The 16,832-nt window shown below is 65.1% G+C and carries 18 protein-coding genes, 1 tRNA gene and 1 pseudogene; 7 read left to right on the forward strand and 13 right to left on the reverse strand.

The window, feature by feature from the left end:
• Positions 1-466, reverse strand: a pseudogene (locus ACRCSW_RS04710) (carbohydrate kinase); the annotation flags it as partial.
• Between the two features lie 82 nt (positions 467-548).
• Positions 549-624, reverse strand: a tRNA-Arg gene (locus ACRCSW_RS04715).
• A 242-nt stretch (positions 625-866) separates the two neighbouring features.
• Between ACRCSW_RS04715 and ACRCSW_RS04720 the strand changes: the two genes are divergently transcribed.
• Positions 867-1,883, forward strand: a complete 1,017-nt coding sequence (locus tag ACRCSW_RS04720; RefSeq protein WP_438703013.1) for a LacI family DNA-binding transcriptional regulator — start codon at positions 867-869, stop codon at positions 1,881-1,883.
• A gap of 61 nt (positions 1,884-1,944) precedes the next feature.
• Positions 1,945-2,448 carry a hypothetical protein gene (locus tag ACRCSW_RS04725; RefSeq protein WP_438703015.1) on the forward strand — a complete coding sequence of 168 codons (504 nt, stop codon included), beginning with the start codon at positions 1,945-1,947 and terminating at the stop codon, positions 2,446-2,448.
• Positions 2,449-2,650: 202 nt separating this feature from the next.
• Here ACRCSW_RS04725 and ACRCSW_RS04730 read toward each other — a convergent pair whose 3' ends face one another.
• The 4 genes from ACRCSW_RS04730 to ACRCSW_RS04745 all read right to left on the reverse strand — a co-directional run bounded on the left by ACRCSW_RS04730 (position 2,651) and on the right by ACRCSW_RS04745 (position 4,875).
• Positions 2,651-2,947: a hypothetical protein gene (locus ACRCSW_RS04730; RefSeq protein WP_438703017.1), complete on the reverse strand. Its 297-nt coding sequence runs from the start codon at positions 2,945-2,947 to the stop codon at positions 2,651-2,653.
• A 327-nt stretch (positions 2,948-3,274) separates the two neighbouring features.
• The gene (locus ACRCSW_RS04735; RefSeq protein ID WP_438703019.1) at positions 3,275-3,709 is read right to left on the reverse strand and encodes an NUDIX hydrolase; all 435 of its coding nucleotides are present in this window, start codon (positions 3,707-3,709) and stop codon (positions 3,275-3,277) included.
• Position 3,710: 1 nt separating this feature from the next.
• A complete protein-coding gene (locus ACRCSW_RS04740; RefSeq protein ID WP_438703021.1) occupies positions 3,711-3,992 on the reverse strand; it encodes an NfeD family protein in 282 nt (93 codons plus the stop codon).
• A gap of 1 nt (position 3,993) precedes the next feature.
• Entirely contained in the window at positions 3,994-4,875 is an 882-nt protein-coding gene (locus ACRCSW_RS04745; RefSeq protein WP_438703023.1) for an SPFH domain-containing protein, read from the reverse strand.
• 146 nt (positions 4,876-5,021) lie between these two features.
• Here ACRCSW_RS04745 and ACRCSW_RS04750 point away from each other — a divergent pair, with 146 nt between their 5' ends.
• The 3 genes from ACRCSW_RS04750 to lpxK are packed head-to-tail and all read left to right on the forward strand — an operon-like array spanning position 5,022 to position 7,456.
• Positions 5,022-5,267 carry a DUF4170 domain-containing protein gene (locus tag ACRCSW_RS04750; protein ID WP_438703024.1) on the forward strand — a complete coding sequence of 82 codons (246 nt, stop codon included), beginning with the start codon at positions 5,022-5,024 and terminating at the stop codon, positions 5,265-5,267.
• Between the two features lie 3 nt (positions 5,268-5,270).
• On the forward strand, positions 5,271-6,467 hold the full coding sequence (locus ACRCSW_RS04755) for a 3-deoxy-D-manno-octulosonic acid transferase (protein WP_438703025.1): 1,197 nt from the start codon (positions 5,271-5,273) through the stop codon (positions 6,465-6,467).
• The gene (lpxK, locus tag ACRCSW_RS04760; RefSeq protein WP_438703026.1) at positions 6,467-7,456 is read left to right on the forward strand and encodes a tetraacyldisaccharide 4'-kinase; all 990 of its coding nucleotides are present in this window, start codon (positions 6,467-6,469) and stop codon (positions 7,454-7,456) included. The genes ACRCSW_RS04755 and lpxK overlap by 1 nt, the downstream gene beginning before the upstream one ends.
• Positions 7,457-7,486: 30 nt before the next feature.
• On the opposite strand, the gene ACRCSW_RS04765 is transcribed toward lpxK, so the two are convergent.
• Genes ACRCSW_RS04765 through ACRCSW_RS04775 form a run of 3 tightly spaced genes read right to left on the reverse strand, consistent with a single transcriptional unit; the run spans position 7,487 to position 9,817 of the window.
• Positions 7,487-8,623: a CaiB/BaiF CoA transferase family protein gene (locus ACRCSW_RS04765; RefSeq protein ID WP_438703028.1), complete on the reverse strand. Its 1,137-nt coding sequence runs from the start codon at positions 8,621-8,623 to the stop codon at positions 7,487-7,489.
• Position 8,624: 1 nt separating this feature from the next.
• Positions 8,625-9,263 carry a DsbA family protein gene (locus tag ACRCSW_RS04770; protein WP_438703030.1) on the reverse strand — a complete coding sequence of 213 codons (639 nt, stop codon included), beginning with the start codon at positions 9,261-9,263 and terminating at the stop codon, positions 8,625-8,627.
• A gap of 29 nt (positions 9,264-9,292) precedes the next feature.
• Positions 9,293-9,817: a DUF721 domain-containing protein gene (locus ACRCSW_RS04775; RefSeq protein ID WP_438703032.1), complete on the reverse strand. Its 525-nt coding sequence runs from the start codon at positions 9,815-9,817 to the stop codon at positions 9,293-9,295.
• 143 nt (positions 9,818-9,960) lie between these two features.
• Here ACRCSW_RS04775 and mutY point away from each other — a divergent pair, with 143 nt between their 5' ends.
• Positions 9,961-10,998 (forward strand): A/G-specific adenine glycosylase, encoded by a 1,038-nt coding sequence (gene mutY / locus ACRCSW_RS04780; protein ID WP_438703034.1) that lies wholly within the window; start codon positions 9,961-9,963, stop codon positions 10,996-10,998.
• 30 nt (positions 10,999-11,028) lie between these two features.
• Positions 11,029-12,141, forward strand: coding sequence for an alkane 1-monooxygenase (locus tag ACRCSW_RS04785; RefSeq protein ID WP_438703036.1), 1,113 nt, complete (start codon positions 11,029-11,031; stop codon positions 12,139-12,141).
• An 87-nt stretch (positions 12,142-12,228) separates the two neighbouring features.
• On the opposite strand, the gene ACRCSW_RS04790 is transcribed toward ACRCSW_RS04785, so the two are convergent.
• From ACRCSW_RS04790 to ACRCSW_RS04805, 4 genes are all read right to left on the reverse strand, one after another.
• Positions 12,229-13,773 carry an acetolactate synthase large subunit gene (locus ACRCSW_RS04790; protein ID WP_438703038.1) on the reverse strand — a complete coding sequence of 515 codons (1,545 nt, stop codon included), beginning with the start codon at positions 13,771-13,773 and terminating at the stop codon, positions 12,229-12,231.
• An 83-nt stretch (positions 13,774-13,856) separates the two neighbouring features.
• Positions 13,857-14,678 (reverse strand): class I SAM-dependent methyltransferase, encoded by an 822-nt coding sequence (locus ACRCSW_RS04795; RefSeq protein ID WP_438703040.1) that lies wholly within the window; start codon positions 14,676-14,678, stop codon positions 13,857-13,859.
• Between the two features lie 76 nt (positions 14,679-14,754).
• The gene (locus ACRCSW_RS04800) at positions 14,755-15,597 is read right to left on the reverse strand and encodes a winged helix-turn-helix transcriptional regulator (protein WP_438703041.1); all 843 of its coding nucleotides are present in this window, start codon (positions 15,595-15,597) and stop codon (positions 14,755-14,757) included.
• A 60-nt stretch (positions 15,598-15,657) separates the two neighbouring features.
• Positions 15,658-16,779, reverse strand: coding sequence for a site-specific DNA-methyltransferase (locus tag ACRCSW_RS04805; protein WP_438703043.1), 1,122 nt, complete (start codon positions 16,777-16,779; stop codon positions 15,658-15,660).
• Between the last annotated feature and the right edge of the window lie 53 nt (positions 16,780-16,832).

The raw sequence follows: 16,832 nt of genomic DNA on the forward strand, positions 1-16,832 counted from the left end.
ACCAATACTGCGGCAGCGTCAGCACATGCCGCGCCCTGGCAAACTCCAAAGGAAACGCCCCCGCCAGCCCGAAAAGCTGCGCCCCAAGGTTCAGCCCCAGGGGCCACCGAGGCGACCCCGTCTCGGCAAACCCCGGCCGCACGACCGCATAAGCCTCGGCCACAACCGAAGGCCCGTCATGCTCATAGTCCAGAAGTGGCAACACCGGCTCGCCCGCCGCATCCACCAGCACCGCCGCCGCCCCATGCGTGGTGACCGACACCGCGTCCACTCCACCCCGCGCCGCATCGCTTAGACCCAGCAGAATGAACTCCCACAGCTCCGCCAGATCGTGATGCGGATAAGGCCCGTCCCGCAGCACCGCGTTCGGCACCCGCGCCACCACCTCCTCCGCCCCCGAAGCCAGATCGACCGCCAGCACCTTGGCATTGGTCTTGCCGATGTCGATAACCGCAACCCGCCGCAAACCCGCGCCCTCCCAGACCCCGGACCTCAGTCTATGCGACGAAATCCCAGCCCGGAAGCACCTGCTGCTTTGCCCGATAAGATGGTGACCCCGGCAGGACTTGAACCTGCAACCTTCCCCTTAGGAGGGGGACGCTCTATCCGTTGAGCTACGAGGCCACAGCCACCTAATGCTCTGAAACGCGCCGCAATTCAACTGCTGCAAAAGAAAAGGGGGAGCATGTTTTGGCCCACTACTCCCCCTCTGGTCCGTCGCATCCAAGTTGAGAGCTTGTCGGATGCGCAGGATATGGCCAGCACTCGTGGCTGTTAGCGCTAGCAGTAGCAGACGAATGCGGCTTGGACAAGTCCCGGCTTTGGCGGTAACTAGAACCATCGGAAGCCCGCGCCGGAACATGCCCTTGACCAAACCCACGCCCGACCCGCGCCACACCCTCACGCTCCGCGACGTCTCCGAAGCCTCCGGCGTCAGCGAGATGACCGTCAGCCGGGTGCTCCGGAACCGCGGCGACGTCTCGGCCCCCACCCGCGAACGCGTATTGGAGGCCGCCCGCACCCTCGGCTACGTCCCGAACAAGATCGCAGGCGCCCTGGCGTCCCAGCGCGTCAACCTCGTCGGCGTCGTCATCCCCTCGCTGTCCAACATGGTCTTCCCCGAGGTCATGACCGGCATTTCCGACGTGCTCGACGGCACCGGCCTCCAACCCGTCGTCGGCGTCACCAACTACCTCCCCGACCGGGAAGAGGCGGTGATCTACGAAATGCTGTCGTGGCGCCCCTCGGGCATGATCATCGCGGGCATAGAACACACCCCCGCCGCCCGCGCCATGCTAGGCCGCGCGGGCATCCCCATCGTCGAGATCATGGACATCGACGGCGACCCCATCGACCATGCCGTCGGCATCTCCCACCGCCGCGCCGGCCGCCAGATGGCCGAAGCGATCATCGCCGCCGGCTACCGCCGCATCGCCTTCCTCGGCACGCAGATGCCGAACGACTTCCGCGCCAAGAAACGGCTTGAGGGGTTTGAAGAGGCCCTGGGCAAGGCCGGGCTGTCGCTCGTCGACCGCGAGTACTATTCGGGAGGCTCCGCGCTCCTGAAAGGCCGCGAAATGACCGCCGCCGTCCTTGGCCGCACCCCAGACGTCGATTTCCTCTACTATTCCAACGACATGATCGGCGCAGGTGGCCTCCTCTACTGTCTCGCCCAGGGCCTCGACGTCCCCGGCCGCATCGGCCTCGCGGGCTTCAACGGGGTCGAGCTTCTGGACGGCCTCCCCCGTAAACTCGCCACGATGGACGCCTGCCGACTGGAGATCGGCCGGAAAGCCGCCGAGATCATCGCAGGCAAGGCGATGCCCGGCGAGAAGGTCGAGCTGTTCCCGACGCTGCAAAGGGGCGATACGATTAGGGCGTAAGTGGGGACGGGGCACCATGGCGAATGGACGTGTGGCTTACCAACTGATCGTCACCGCTTGCGTGTTCCTTCTTGCGCCGGTCGCCGCCGCTCAGCAGGTCGATCAGGCCTTCGTCGCGCGCATGGGCGACTTGCCGGAGACTCTGCGCATCGAGGCAGCTTTGGCCGATGCCTTGGAGACCAACGACGAAGAGAAGCTGCAGGCGCTTGCGCGCAGTATCAGCGAGGAGGACCGCGCTGCCATCGCCCGATTTCTCACGGTTGCAACAGAGGCAGCGAGCAACCCTGACAAAATCGGCGAGGACACCGAAGCCTCGAAGATCGCCCTCTTGTTGGGTCCATGCCACTACGCAGGCTTGACGATACGGGTGATCACGCTGCGCCTGAGCGAAGGTTCTCTGAAATCCAGCAGAAGCGACGGCGTGTTCCGAATATCGCCGGGAGACCTTGACGACTTGTTCGCGGAGAACGCCGTCCGCTGCGAGACAATCAAGGGCCTAGCGCGCTCGATCCGCAGGATCGGTTCGGCTTGCGCCATGGACGGAACCTGCGGCGGCCAAGACTAGAACTCTCAGCGAGTCGTAGGGCGGGTGCCAACCCACCGTTTCTCCGCCACCCCGCCAACAGATAGTGAGTAGGGTGTGCATTCATTGCGCACCACTTTCAGTCAGCGCTGACCAGTCAGCCCGGCTGGGTAAGTCATCGCGACAGGAATGCCGCTATTCGGTTATCCCGCACTACCAGCCAAAAAACCGAACGACACGACGTTCAATCATGTTCTCCGTCATGACGGCGACTTGACCGGCGCGCGAACATTTCAGGTTTTTTCGCTGCAACGGTGTAGGTCGCTACGGTAACTGCTGCCGCGGCTATCAGTACGGCGTGTCCAAGGACGCTGACCGCAAGCACTGTATAGCTTCCAAGCGCAATCGAGAAAGCCACTGCCCACATCAGCCCCAGTATCTGCAGCACATAATGCCGCGTGGCGACATCGGAGATATGTCGAAGTGGGTTCACTTCATGATTGAACACGAAGTTCCAAACACGAGTCACAAGACTTCTCATATGGAAGTTGCCACTGATCCAGCTTTCTTTTGATTATGGCTTGCGACCGTTTGCCGATCAGTCTTCTGCCGAGCGGTAGACAGTATCTTTTGCCATGCTGAAGAACTAGCGCGGAATGGCCCGTCGTCAATGCGCAACGATCAGTCAGCGCGTCGTAGGGTGGGGTTCCACCACACCAAGCGAGCCGTGGGGTGGGTGCCAACCCACCGTTTCTCCGCCACCCCGCCAACAGAGGCCCCCCCCGCGCGAGGGTGACCCGCGCTACACCCCCAACCCTTAACGAAACCTTACCCGCGAAGATAAATTATCCAACAAAATCAATACGCCTCAACTTGACCCACCGTGGGACACGCCCCATTCCCCCCAGACAATCCCCGCCCGCCGCTGCATCTCCGGCACGCCTTTCGGGTGGCCCAGGAACCCCTCGATCGGCATCAGTTCCCACCCCTGTCCCTCATCCCCGAACCGGATGGCAGCGACCTCTTCCAGGGTCACCCACCCACCGAAGAAGACGGAGTTCTTTGCGGCCTCCATCATCGAAGGAAACACCCGCCGCCAGACCAGCCGGGTCGCGGGCAGGGTCAGCCCGAACTCTTCCTCCAGCTCTCTCAGAAGACAGTCCTCGGGGCTCTCCGCCCCCTCCCGCCCACCTCCGGGCAGGTCCCAGAGCCCCGCCCAGCGGAGCCCTGGCTTTTCATCCCGAAGGCAGGTCAGGACCGAAGACCCGCAGAAGAACGCGGCTTTGGCCCCGACGAAGTCCACCTTAAGGGCTGTCGTTGATGTCGCGGTCCCAGATCTTCACCTGTCCGTCGCGGACCCCCACGAAGCGGCGCAGGGCCAGCCAGGCCACGACCGAGACTATGGCGAAGATCAGGATCAGCGCCGGTAGCCCGGCCGGTATGCCAAACCAGACCAGAGCGCCCGTAACGACGGCTCCGATCGCGAAGCCAAGGAAGATAAAGCCCGGCACCACGACCTCAAGCACCCCAAGCGCGAAGCCAAGGATGACCCAGGCCCACCAGGCTCCGGCAAACTCTTGCAGCATCTCACACCCGTCCTTTCAGCATTTTGAACGCATCCCCGAAGGCATCCAGCGCGTTGGCTGGAATGAGGATCGTCTGCTTACCCTGCCCGACGGCCACCGCCTGCAAGGCTTCCACCTGCTTCAAGGCCACCTGGAACTGTGCGGCCTCAAGCCCGTTCTCCTTGATCGCCCCGGCAATCACGCCGGTCGCATAAGCCTCGGCGTCTGCCGTCACGCGGCGCGCTTTGGCGGCCTGCTCGGCAGCATAAAGATCGGCGTCGGCGGCAAGCTCGACCGACCGCTTCTTGCCCTCGGCTTCCATGACCTGCGCGCGGCGGGCCCGTTCGGCGTTCAGCTGCTGCATCATCGCCGCACGGGTCGCTTCATCCAGGTTCACATCCAGGATTTCCGCCCTGGTCACCTCGACACCCCAGTCGTCGACCATGGCCGACACCTGCTCACGCACGCGGTCGATCAGCTGTGCCCGGTTCGACTGAACCTGGTCCAGTTCCAGCTTACCGATCTCGGACCGGACGATACCGGCCACCGTGGTGGCAATAGCGCCGTCCACGTCGCGGATCCGGTACACGGTCTTTTCCGGCTCGGTCACCCGATAGAAGACGCTTGTCTCGACCTTGACCAGCGCGTTGTCGGCCGTGATGGCATCCTGGGTCGCATTCGGCAGCTGACGTTCCAGCACCGAAACCTTGTGCGCGATCCGGTCCAGGAACGGCACCACGAAGTTCAAGCCCGGCCCAAGCACCGACCGAAGCTGCCCGAACCGTTCCACCACATGCTTCTCGCTCTGTGGCACGACCCGCACGCCAAGGAAGATACAGAAGATAATGAAGACGGCGATGGCCAGATAGACAAGCGGCCAGCCAACAAATTGATCCCAGTTCACGATAACTCCCCTATATCACTTCTGCGCGATCTGCGCTGGGAGATATGTGACCCCTCGCGCCCCGCAACGCAAGACCCTGCCACCGACTTCCCCCGGTGCCCGGAAGCGGATAGGGTCGCGGCGCAAAAGACCCTACGGAGCCGATCATGACCCAGCGCCTGCATCTCGTCTTCGGTGGCGAGTTGGTGGACCCCCAGACCAACGTCTTCCGCGATGTCTCGCAGATTCATATCGTGGGCATGTTCCCCAACTACGAAAGCGCCTTCAGGGCCTGGAAGGCCGAGGCGCAGCGCACGGTCGACAATGCCCACATGCGGTACTTCATCGCCCATATCCACAGGCTGCGCGACGAGGCGAAGCCGGGCTCTGCAACCGAGGAGCTCGGGCACTGATCCATGGCCGCCTCGCTCGGTCTCACGCTATACAATCTGGGCCAGCGGCGTGAACAGGCCGAGGGCACGGACAGGCCAGCTCGCCCGACCGGGCGGCTGGTCTGGCTGCATGCGCCGGGCGAAGGCCTGGTCAGTCCGATGCTGGCGCTTGCCCGGCGGCTGATCGAGGAGGACGGCGTGCCCGTCCTTCTGACATCGCCGGTCCCGGTTGCCACGCGCCCCGGCATGCTGGTTCAGCCACCGCCCACCGACACCCCAACCGAGGCGCGGGCCTTCCTTGACCATTGGCGGCCCGAGATTGCAGTCTTCGCGGGCGGTCAGCTTCGGCCGGCAGTGATACACGAAGCAGGTGAGCGCGCGATTCCCATGCTGGTCGTGAACGGCAAGGCCCCGGCGTTTCTGCGTGAACGCGATGGCTGGTATCCGGGTCTGATGCGGTCGGCTTTGGCCCGTTTCCGTGCGGTTCTGGCGGTTGACGAGGCAGCCGGCCGGGCCTTCCGCAAAGGCGGTGCCGCGCTCTCGGCAGTCGCGGTGACCGGGCGCATGGAAGAGGACAGCGCCGTCCTGCCCTGCGTCGAAGCCGAGCGGGCGGCGCTGGCGAAACTCCTGGCCACCCGGCCCGTTTGGTTTGCGGCAGGCGTGCCTGACGGGGAGGAAGCGGCCGTCCTCCAGGCCCATCGCATGGCCCAGCAGCATTCGCACCGTCTGCTTCTGATCCTGATGCCCGAGGACCCCGCGCGCGCCGCGCCTCTCGCCCGGCAGCTGGAAGATGTCGACGGCTGGACCGTCGCGCAGCGGGCGCTCGAGGAGGAACCCGATCCCGAAGTTGCGGTCTTCATCGCCGACAATCCGGACGAATACGGGCTCTGGTACCGCCTGGCTCCGGTGACTTTTCTGGGCGGCAGCCTGTCGGGCAAAGGCCCGGTCCGTCACCCGATGGAAGCGGCGGCGCTTGGGTCGGCAATCCTGCATGGCCCCCGCACGGGTCAGCTCGGCCCGGTCTTCGGGCGCCTTGGTGCCGCGTGGGCGACGCGGGCCGTCGCCTCTGCCACCGATCTCGGCGAAGCCCTGGGCGATGTCATCTCGCCCGACCGGGCGGCGCGGCTGGCGCAGGCGGCCTGGGCGGTCGCAAGCGAGGGTGCCGAAGTGACCGGAACGGCCCTGAACCACATCCGCGCCATCATGGACGGCGAGGCCTGATGCGCACGCCCGGCTTCTGGTTCAACCCGCCGGGCCGGCCCGGGCTGGCGGCGCGGCTTCTTGCCCCGTTCGGCTGGCTCTATGCTGCTGGTACCGCGCGGCGGCTGCGGCAGCCGGGTTATGTGCCACGGGTGCCGGTGATCTGCGTCGGCAACCTGACCGCCGGAGGTGCCGGCAAGACGCCCACTGTCATCGCTCTGGTCGAACGCCTGACGGCACGGGGTCATGCGGTGCAGGTTGTCAGCCGGGGCTACGGCGGGCGGCTCGAAGGGCCGGTTCAGGTCGACAGCAAGCAGCATTCGGCAGCCGAGGTCGGGGACGAGCCCCTGCTCCTGTCAGCCTTCGGGCCGGTCTGGGTGGCGAAGGACCGCGCGGCGGGCGTCCAGGCGGCCGAGGCGGCGGGGGCGGGCGTGGTCCTTCTGGATGACGGGTTCCAGAGCCCCTCGGTCAAGCCGTCGCTTGGCCTTGTCGTGGTCGACGCGGCGCGTGGCTTCGGAAACGGGCGCTCGATCCCCGCCGGGCCGCTCCGCGAGCCGGTGGCCGTGGGTCTGGCCCGCGCCGATCTGGTGCTGACGATCGGGGATGAGGCAGCGCAAGCCCGGTTTGATGCCGACTGGGGCGGGACTGTTGCGGTCCCAAGGCTGCGCGGCACCCTCCACCCCCTGCAGATGGGCATGGACTGGCGGGGCGAACGCGTGCTGGCCTTTGCGGGTATTGCCGATCCGGCCCGGTTCTTTGCGACGCTGAAGGCCGAGGGGGCCGACCTGGTGCGGGGCGAGGCCTTGGCCGATCACGAACCCCTGTCAGACGCACTCATGCGTCGGCTGGAGGCGGAGGCAAACGCGGCAGGTGCGCAACTGGTCACGACCGAGAAGGATGCAGCGCGGTTGCCTGCCGCGTGGCGGGCGAAGATCCTGACGCTGGTCGTTCGGCTTAAGGTTCAGGATTGGTCGCCGGTGGACGCCGCGCTTGCGCGGCTCCAGATCTGATTTTTCGCCGAAAAATCGTACTTTCTGACGTCAGCGCTTGCCGCCCAGAACCTCGTCCTGATGCTGCCCCAGCTTCGGCGCGGGCCGGTCAAGCGCAAGCTCGGCCCCCGAAAAGCTCATCGGGCTGCGCACACCCGGCAGGCCACCGGGCGAAATCTGCATTCCGCGCGCCACGACTTGCGGGTCGGCAAAGACCTCGGCGAGGTCGTTGATCGGCCCCGCTGGCACCCCCTCGGCCTCGCAGGCGGCAAGAAGATCGGCCTTGGCCCACAGCTTCGTCGCCTCAGTGATGCGCGCCGTCATCTCGGCCCGGTTGGCGATGCGGTCGGCGTTGGTCATGAACTTCGGCGCAAAAGCCATATCCGCCAGACCCAGCACCTTGCACAGCCGCTGGTACTGCCCGTCGTTCCCAGTGGCCAGGATCAGCCAGCCGTCCTTACAGTCGAAAACCGCATAGGGCGCCAGGTTCGGATGCGCGTTCCCCATCAGCCCCGGCGCCTTCCCCGAGACCAGATAGTTCAGCGCCTGGTTGGCCATGATCGAGGTCGCGACATCCAGAAGCGCCATGTCGATCTGCTGCCCTTCGCCCGTCCGCCCCCGTTGCACCAGCGCGGCCAGGATCGCCGTCGCCGCATAGACCCCGGTGAAGATGTCGGTCACCGCGACCCCCACCTTCTGCGGCTGGCCATCGGCAGCGCCGGTCACCGACATCAGGCCTGACATGCCCTGAATGATGAAGTCATACCCCGCGCGGTGCGCATAAGGCCCGGTCTGGCCGAACCCGGTGATCGAGCAGTAGATCAGCCGCGGGTTCACCTTTCTCAGGCTCTCCCAGTCCAGCCCGTACTTCGCCAGCCCCCCGACCTTGAAGTTCTCGATCACCACGTCCGCATCGGCCACCAGACGGCGCACGACCTCCTGACCCTCCGACGTGCGGAAATCGCAGGTGACCCCCCGCTTGCCCCGGTTGGTGGCGTGGAAATAGGCCGCGGTCTTCTCGCCCCCGGCTTCAACGAAGGGCGGACCCCAGCGCCTTGTGTCGTCGCCCTCCGGGGCCTCGACCTTGATCACGTCCGCCCCCAGATCGGCCAATGTCTGGCCCGCCCAGGGGCCAGCCAGGATCCGCGCCAGTTCGACGACGCGGATGCCGTCCAGAGGGGCTGGCATTTTACTTGGCCAGCTCGGCGTCGATGATCGCCTTCAGCTCGTCATAGGTCATGTTCGAGTGCTTGGCGCCGTTGATGAAGATCGTCGGGGTCCCCTCGACGCCATCGGCTTCAAAGTTGGTCTGGAAGCGCTTGATCATCGCCTCGGCGTTGGCCGTATCGTTCAAGCAGACATCCATCGCCGCATCGTCCAGCCCCGCAGCGCGACCGATGGTCTTGAGGCTCGCCACCACCTGGGCGGGATCCTCCGCCGCCGCCCACTCCTGCTGCTGGTCGAACAGCATCTCGTGGATGCCGAAGTAGCGCATCTCGCCGCCGCAGCGGGCAACGATCGCGGCCCAGAGGCCATAGCGGTCAAAGTAGACCTCACGCATCGTGAAGTGGACCTTGCCGGTATCGATGTAGTCCTTCTTCAGGTCCTTGAAGACCGTCGCATGGAACTGCGCGCAATGCGGGCAGGTGAAGCTGGCGTATTCGACGATCTTCACTTTCGCATCGGGTGAGCCCAAGGAGAAATCCCCGACCTCGGTCGCTGCAGTCGTGGTCGTGGCGGTTGTGGCCTCCTGGGCCAGGGCCGGGGTCATGGCCGCAGTGGCGGCAGCGGCAAGGGCGATCATGGCCCGGCGGTTGAGTTTGATCATGGGTCGGCGTCCTTTGTCATGCGGTCCCGTCAGGGTCGGGCGCGAGTTAAGATGTTTTGTGCCAGCTGTTCAAGCGCGCTGCGCAAAGATGGGTCGTCCACGCCCTCGGCCGCTTCATGCGCTTTGGCTTCTATTACGGGGTCCGGCGGCGGCGGAGCCTTCGGGGCCGGTGTGAATTCCGCCTGGCCTTCGGCGAAGCCGGTGGCAGCCGTCTGGGTCAGATGGATGTGTGACACGGCTGCATAGCCGTAGACCGAATTGACCCGCTCCTTCAGCACCGGAAGCGCCATCTGCACCATCGGCGCCTCGGTGGCCTTGACCAGAAGCGTGAGCGTTGCCCCCATCCCGCCATGCCCGTAGCCGATCTTCACCGGCCGGGTCTTCCGCGCCAACTCCTCGCCCGCAACCTCGGCCCAATGCGTCAAAAGCCGCGCCACAGCAAAACCGCGCGACTCGCCAGCGGCCCGGACCGGTTCCTTCATCAGACCGAAGGCCGGTTCAAAGCCACGCTGGCGGCGTTCGCTACTTGGTTGGGGCAAAGCTCTCTTGGCCATTTGCTCGGGATTCCTCTTCTGCATTCTATCGCACCCCGCCCGCCCTGCCAGTGGCAACGATGATTCTGTCCATAAAGATCGCGTGACGCGACCGTCATGATGCCCTCTGGCCCCGCCCGCGCCACCCGCTATCTTCGCAGGCGATGCAGATCGACGCCGAATCCCTCAACCGCCAGCTCCTGTCCTGGTACGACGCCCATGCCCGGGTGATGCCCTGGCGTGTCTCCCCGCAGGACCGGGCCATGGGCACCCGACCCGACCCCTACCGTGTCTGGCTGTCCGAGGTGATGCTGCAGCAAACCACGGTCGCCGCCGTCCGCGACTACTTCCACCGCTTCACCGCCCGCTGGCCGGACGTGGCCAGCTTAGCCGCCGCCCCGGATACGGACGTGATGGGGGAATGGGCGGGCCTTGGCTACTACGCCCGCGCGCGGAACCTTCTCAAATGCGCCCGCGCCGTCGTGGCCGACCACGGCGGTCGCTTCCCCGCCACCCGCGAAGGCCTTCTTACCCTGCCGGGGATCGGCCCCTACACCGCCTCCGCCATCGCGGCCATCGCCTACGACGAGCCCGCCACCGTGGTCGATGGCAACGTCGAGAGGGTGATGGCCCGCATGTTCCTGGTCGAAACCCCGCTCCCCGCCGCCAAACCCGAGCTGACCGCACTCGCCGAACGCCTCACCCCTCAACACCGCCCCGGCGACTATGCCCAAGCGGTGATGGACCTCGGCGCCACGATCTGCACCCCCCGCTCCCCCGCCTGTGCGATCTGCCCCTGGACCCACTCCTGCGAAGCGCGCGCCGCAAGGGTACAGGCCGACCTGCCGCGGAAAGCCGCGAAAGGCGAAAAGCCCCTGCGTCGCGGCAAAGTCTGGGTCGGCCACCGCGAGGGCGCACTCCTTCTGGAACGGCGGCCCGAACGCGGGCTTCTCGGCGGAATGCTGGGCTTTCCCGGCGATGGCTGGGATGGCGCCGGAGGCGACGCCCCGGCAAAGGCCGACTGGCAAGAGATCGGCGAGGTCCGCCACACCTTCACCCATTTCCACCTGATCCTTCAGGTCCTCGTGGCACCGGTCGAAGGCGAGGCCCTGCGTGGCGACTGGGCCCGGCTCAAGCCCTCGGATCTGCCCACCGTCATGCGCAAGGCCTATGATCTGGCGCGCGGCACTCTAGACAGTTGAGACCGGCCCGCGTTCAGCTAGACTGTGCCCATGACCCGTGTTCCGAATGCCCTCCCGTTCTGGCTGTCGCTCTGCCTTCCGCCGCTGGCGGTCTTCGCCATGGTGCAGGGCGGCTGGACCATCGCGCTTCTGCCGCTGGCCACCTGGTTCCTCTTCACGCTCCTCGACGCGCTTGCGGGCCTCAACACCGACAACCCCGACCCGGCGACGCCCGAGGCCCAGCTGACACTCCACCGTTTGGTGACGCTGGTCTGGTTCCCGGTCCAGTTTGCACTCCTTTGCCTCATGCTCTGGTACGTGCCGCAAGCCGAGCACCTGGGGACGGCCGAGCGCTTCTGGCTCTTCTTCGGCATGGGCGTAGTCTCCGGCACCATCGGCATCAACTACAGCCATGAGCTGATGCACCAGAAATCCAGGCTGGAGCGCTGGCTGGCCGACCTTCTCTTGGCAAGCGTCCTCTACTCCCACTTCCGGTCCGAGCATCTGCGGGTCCACCACCTCCACGTCGGCACCCCGCGCGATCCGGTGACGGCGCGCTACAATGAGGGCTTCCACCGCTTCCTCCCCCGCGTGCTGGTCAGCTGCCCGCAGTCGGCCTGGAAGGCGGAGGTGGCGATGCTGGCCCGCAAGGGGCTCCCCTGGCACGACCTGTCAAACCCGTTCTGGCGCTACGCGGTCCTGCAAACGGGCTTCCTGGTGCTGGCGCTGATCCTGGGCGGTTGGGCGGGCCTCGGCCTCTTCCTCGTGCAGGCCTTCACCGCGATCTGGCAGCTGGAGCTGGTGAACTACATCGAGCACTACGGCCTGACCCGGCGGCATCTGGGTAACGGCAAGTACGAACATGTCCTGCCCCGCCACAGCTGGAACGCCGAGCACAAGGCATCGAACTGGCTTCTGATCAACCTCCAGCGCCATTCCGATCACCACTACAAACCCGACCGGCGGTTTCCGGTTCTGCAGACCTACCCGGCCGATGAGGCGCCGCAGCTGCCGTTTGGCTATCCCCTGATGACCATGGCCGCGATGGTGCCGCCTTTGTGGAAGCGGCTGATGAACCGCCGGGTCAAGGCCTGGCGCAAGCAGCATTACCCTGACATCACCGACTGGCACCCCTACAACAAGGCGCTGAATCCGGTCGCGTGAGAGTGTCCCACGGTGGGTCAATGGGTGATGTCAAACGATATCAATGCGTTGAGCATCCGGTAACTATTTGGAAAGGTTTGCCTCGCGTCAGCAGACGACCTCGATCAGCCTTGGTCCCCGCTGCCCCATCGCCTGAGCAAAAGCCGCGTTGAAACCGGCCATATCGGTCACCCGCACCCCGTCGACCCCATGCCCTTTGGCAAGGGCGACCCAGTCCAGCTCCGGCCCCTCGACATCGAACATCCGGGTCACGTTCCGGCCAATCTCCTTCACCCCAACCGCCGCCAGTTCATCCCGCAGGATCTGATAGCCCCGGTTGGCGAAGATGATGACCGTCACATCCAGCCCCTCCCGCGCCATGGTCCAGAGGGACTGGAGTGTGTACATCCCTGACCCGTCGCCCTCGAATACCACCATCTTGCGGTCCGGGCAGGCGACCGCCGCGCCCACTGCCGCGGGGAGGCCAAAGCCGATCGATCCCCCGGTGATCGTCAGCGCGTCATGCCCCCGTGCCCGCTTAAGGCCGGGGGCGAGGTGGTAGGAGGCAGTGATCCCTTCATCCACCACAATCGCGTTCTCGGGCATCAGCGTCGCGACCGCCTCACCAATCTTGGCGACCGTCACCCGGCCTTCGGGCAGGGCGGGCAGGTCCAGGGGCACGAAGTCGTCGGGGGTCAGCTCGGCCTCACCAAGCTCGGCGGCCAGGGCGCGAAGGGTCCACTCGATATCCATCTCGCGCGAAGCGAGGTCGATCAGCCGGGTATCGGGATCGTCGGGGGTCGAGGGCAGGCCCGGATAGGCAAAGAACCCGGCGGGCCGCGTGGTGCCGCAAAGGACCAGCGCTGGGGCACCCTTCAGGAGGGTGATATTGTCCTCGATCCTGTAGGCCATCCGCTCGATCTTCACCGCCCCCGCCCCGCGCCGGAAGCGGCTGGCAAAGAACGACTGCATCAGCCGCGCGCCTGCGGCCTTGGTCAGCCGTTTTGCCAGAAGCCCAATGTCGGACCACAGAACCGGCCCATCGACCAAGAGCACTGCACCAGGCTGACGCAAAGCCCGCGCCGCCGCAGCCACCTCGTTCTGCGAGGGGCGATGGAGGGGTGGCGGCGACGGGGCCACGGCATGACCCTCGGCCGGATCCCAGGCCATGTTCGCGGGCAGGATCAGCGTCGCGATCTGCCCGTTCTTCGATCGTGCGGCCTGGACCGCGTCGGCCGCATCGACAGCAACACGGCCAGGTTCTGAGGAGACCCGGGTCCAGTGCGACACCGTCTGGCTGATCCCCACCGTGTCGCCCTTCAACGGCGCCTCGAACCGCAGGTGATAGTCGGCATGATCGCCCATGATGTTCAGCACGCCGCTTTGCGCCTTCCGGGCGTTGTGGAGGTTCGCGAAGGCATTGCCGAAGCCGGGGGCAAGATGGAGGAGGGTGGCCGCGACCTCCTGCTTCATGCGGAAGTACCCGTCCGCCGCACCAGAGACGCCGCCTTCGAAGAGACAAAGGATGCAGCGCATGTCTGGGTGACGGTCGAGTGCTGCGACGAAATGCATCTCGGACGTGCCGGGGTTGGCAAAGCAGACCCGGACGCCGCTTGCGAGCAGGGTCTGCACCAGGGTCTCTGCACCGTTCATCCGTCACACTCCCCGACAATTCCGGCCCCAATGAGCTGCAGAATGTCGGGGAATGCAACACGTTCAAGGGCGTTTTGGCCGCGCTACCGCCTTTGCACGACAACTTCCAGATAGGCACTGGGGACTACCATCGTGCCATCGCCGGAACGGTTCATGCGGTCGATCAATGCCAGAAGATCTGCCTCAAGCTTCGCTTGGCCGGACGCATCCAGCGCGGCAAAGGCCTTGAGGACCGGCCCGTACCAGGTGCGAAAGATCTCCAGCCAATGCTTGGGCGACCGGTAGCGGAAGGTGAACTCACGCCGCGCCGACGTCACACTGGCCCCGGAGAACAGCGCATCGAGCCGGTCCTCAGTGCCCCAGAGCGCCGGAGACTTGACGCCCGCGGGCGGCGGCAGATGGCTGCCGATGGTCTTGAACACCTGGCCGATGAACCCGTCCGGCGTCCAGTTCGCGAGGCCGATCTTGCCGCCGGGTTTGCAGACGCGCAGCATTTCGGCAGCGGCACGATCCTGGTCGGGGGTGAACATGACGCCGAAGGTCGAGATCACCGCATCAAAGTTTGCGTCAGGAAAGGGCAGGTTCTCAGCGTCGGCGGGAGTGAAGGTTATCTGGAGACGCTCGGCTTCGGCACGGACGCGGCCCCGGTCGAGGAGTGCCGGTACGTAGTCTGTCGAAGTGACGTCGCACCAGCGCCGGGCGGCGGCAAGCGTGGCGTTGCCGTTGCCAGCGGCGACGTCCAGCACGCTTTGACCGGAGCGAAGGTCCATTGCTTCGCACAGGGTTTCGCCAACGATCTGCAATGTGGTGCCAACGACCGCATAGTCCCCAGAGGACCAAGCCCCCTGCTGACGCGATTTCAAGGCGGAAAGATCGGGGGCGGCAGAAATGGTTTCTGTCGACATAGCTGTTCTCCTTAGGTGTTTTCAAATGGCCCGTGGCGCCGGGACAGGCAGAGCGGGCAGGTCAAGCGTGGGCGCGCTAGGCCTCTATGGCTAGTGACGGGACTGTACTGGTCTTAGTACGGTTTCTGGACTGCGCCGGGTCTGTGTCTTCGGCGTAAGAGCTGCGCACCATCCATTTGCCTATCGACGCTGCGATCTCTGGATCGCCAATCAGGACAATCTTGCCAAGCGCCACCTCTTTCGACAGCGAGGACCAACCCATCCATGCTGAAGTCATCCCCTTCAGGTCGGCGGTGACGAAAAGATCAACGTCGTGGCCCGGATCGGAAGAGCAAAGATCGACAGGCATCCCCGGTTTCACGATCAGCCAGTAGGATTGCTGATCCTTCGGCAATTCGGGATAGATGAACTGGATGACACGCCGCCCGGTGCCCGGCATCACCGCCGTGTCGATCTTTCGGCGCATGTTCCACATCAGCAGGCGCGCATCGAGCCGTTCAAGCGATACTTCGGCCTCGATGTTGCGATGCGCCCATTGGCCAAGGGCGTAGACGATCGGGCGAAGTTCGTCGGCAGTCGACGTGGTCTTGTAGATGATGTCGCCAGTCGCGCGGTTTTCGGTTCTGGTGATCAGGCCGGCGTGTTCCAGTTCTTTAAGACGCTTTGATTGCAGGGTCGGCGACATACCGGGAACACCGCGCCTGATCTCGTTGAACCTGGTCGAGCCGCTCCACATTTCGCTGAGGATCAGGATGGTCCAGCGCGGCTCGAGCACCTCGCAGGCTTTTGCGATCGGGCAGAACTGGTTGTAGCTGACTTGAGACATGGTCGGTCCCTCCGCGGGCCCAAGTATGGGTTCGGGGATGCGGCCGGTCCAGTCCTGCGAATGTAGCGGTCGGAATGAAAAAAGCCCCGCCATGACATCACGGCGGGGCAGGTGTCCCTGAGGCGGTCCCAGGGACAGGCGTGTTCCGATATCTCAGTGTGGACGGGTGCCGTCGGCCTCCATCTCGGCGCGGATCTGCTGGCGGAGGATGTCGATCGGCACCATCTTCCCGTCGCGCTTGAAGTGCCAGTAAGTCCAGCCGTTGCAGCTTGGCGCCCCCTCCAGCGCAGCGCCGACCTGGTGGATCGAGCCCTTCACATCGTTGCCGATCAGCGTGCCGTCGGCGCGGACCTTGGCCTTGAAGCGGTTGCCGAGCGAGAACAGTTCCTCCCCCGGCCGCAGCATGCCGCGTTCGACGACCTGGCCGAAGGGTACACGGGGTTCGGCGCGTTTCGAGCCCGAAACCTCCAGCGCCGAGGCGTCGAACTTCCGGACGCGGGCAATCCTATCGGTAGCGACCTGGCGGTAGGCGGCTTCGCGCTCGATCCCGATGAAGTCGCGGCCGAGCATCTTGGCGACGGCCCCCGTGGTTCCGGTGCCGAAGAACGGGTCCAGCACCACATCGCCGGGGTTCGTCGTCGCCACGATCACGCGGTGGAGCAAAGCCTCGGGCTTTTGTGTCGGATGCGCCTTGTCGCCGTTTTCGTCCTTGAGGCGTTCGTGCCCGGTGCAGAGCGGGATCACCCAGTCCGACCGCATCTGGATACCGTCGTTCAGGGCCTTCAGCGCTTCATAGTTGAAGGTGTACTTCGCGGCCTCGTCCCGGCTGGCCCAGATCAGCGTCTCATGCGCGTTGGTCAGGCGCTTGCCCTTGAAGTTCGGCATAGGGTTCGACTTGCGCCAGACAACGTCGTTCAGAAGCCAGTAGCCCTGGTTCTGCAGCTCGGCCCCCAGACGGAAGACGTTGTGGTAAGAGCCGATCACCCAGATCGCGCCGTTCGGCTTCAGAAGCCGTTTCGCGGCGGCCAGCCAGTCGCGGGTGAAGCTGTCATAGGTCGCAAAGCTGGAGAACTGGTCCCAGTGGTCGTTCACCGCATCGACAAGCGAGTTGTCGGGGCGGTGCAGCTCCCCTTTAAGCTGAAGGTTGTAGGGCGGGTCGGCGAAGATCAGATCTACTGAACCAGCAGGGAGGGAGTTCATCACCTCGATGCAGTCACCCGCAAGTATCTGGTTCAGCGGAAGCACCCCTTCCGCTGCGGTATTTCTGGTCGTCATATCTGCCTCTGCCCCGGCATCTCGGTGGTGCCGCTGTTGAGAGGAATCATGAG

The sequence above is a fragment of the Tabrizicola sp. genome, from assembly GCF_051645465.1.
Classification (GTDB): Bacteria; Pseudomonadota; Alphaproteobacteria; order Rhodobacterales; family Rhodobacteraceae; genus Tabrizicola.

Coding starts and splice junctions, on each gene's coding strand:
- ACRCSW_RS04730 (WP_438703017.1), bottom strand. CDS start 2,947: ATGAGAAGTCTTGTGACTCGTGTTTGGAACTTCGTGTTCAATCATGAA.
- ACRCSW_RS04740 (WP_438703021.1), bottom strand. CDS start 3,992: ATGCTGCAAGAGTTTGCCGGAGCCTGGTGGGCCTGGGTCATCCTTGGC.
- ACRCSW_RS04750 (WP_438703024.1), top strand. CDS start 5,022: ATGACCCAGCGCCTGCATCTCGTCTTCGGTGGCGAGTTGGTGGACCCC.
- ACRCSW_RS04755 (WP_438703025.1), top strand. CDS start 5,271: ATGGCCGCCTCGCTCGGTCTCACGCTATACAATCTGGGCCAGCGGCGT.
- lpxK (WP_438703026.1), top strand. CDS start 6,467: ATGCGCACGCCCGGCTTCTGGTTCAACCCGCCGGGCCGGCCCGGGCTG.
- ACRCSW_RS04765 (WP_438703028.1), bottom strand. CDS start 8,623: ATGCCAGCCCCTCTGGACGGCATCCGCGTCGTCGAACTGGCGCGGATC.
- ACRCSW_RS04770 (WP_438703030.1), bottom strand. CDS start 9,263: ATGATCAAACTCAACCGCCGGGCCATGATCGCCCTTGCCGCTGCCGCC.
- ACRCSW_RS04775 (WP_438703032.1), bottom strand. CDS start 9,817: ATGGCCAAGAGAGCTTTGCCCCAACCAAGTAGCGAACGCCGCCAGCGT.
- mutY (WP_438703034.1), top strand. CDS start 9,961: ATGCAGATCGACGCCGAATCCCTCAACCGCCAGCTCCTGTCCTGGTAC.
- ACRCSW_RS04785 (WP_438703036.1), top strand. CDS start 11,029: ATGACCCGTGTTCCGAATGCCCTCCCGTTCTGGCTGTCGCTCTGCCTT.
- ACRCSW_RS04790 (WP_438703038.1), bottom strand. CDS start 13,773: ATGAACGGTGCAGAGACCCTGGTGCAGACCCTGCTCGCAAGCGGCGTC.
- ACRCSW_RS04795 (WP_438703040.1), bottom strand. CDS start 14,678: ATGTCGACAGAAACCATTTCTGCCGCCCCCGATCTTTCCGCCTTGAAA.
- ACRCSW_RS04800 (WP_438703041.1), bottom strand. CDS start 15,597: ATGGCGGGGCTTTTTTCATTCCGACCGCTACATTCGCAGGACTGGACC.
- ACRCSW_RS04805 (WP_438703043.1), bottom strand. CDS start 16,779: ATGACGACCAGAAATACCGCAGCGGAAGGGGTGCTTCCGCTGAACCAG.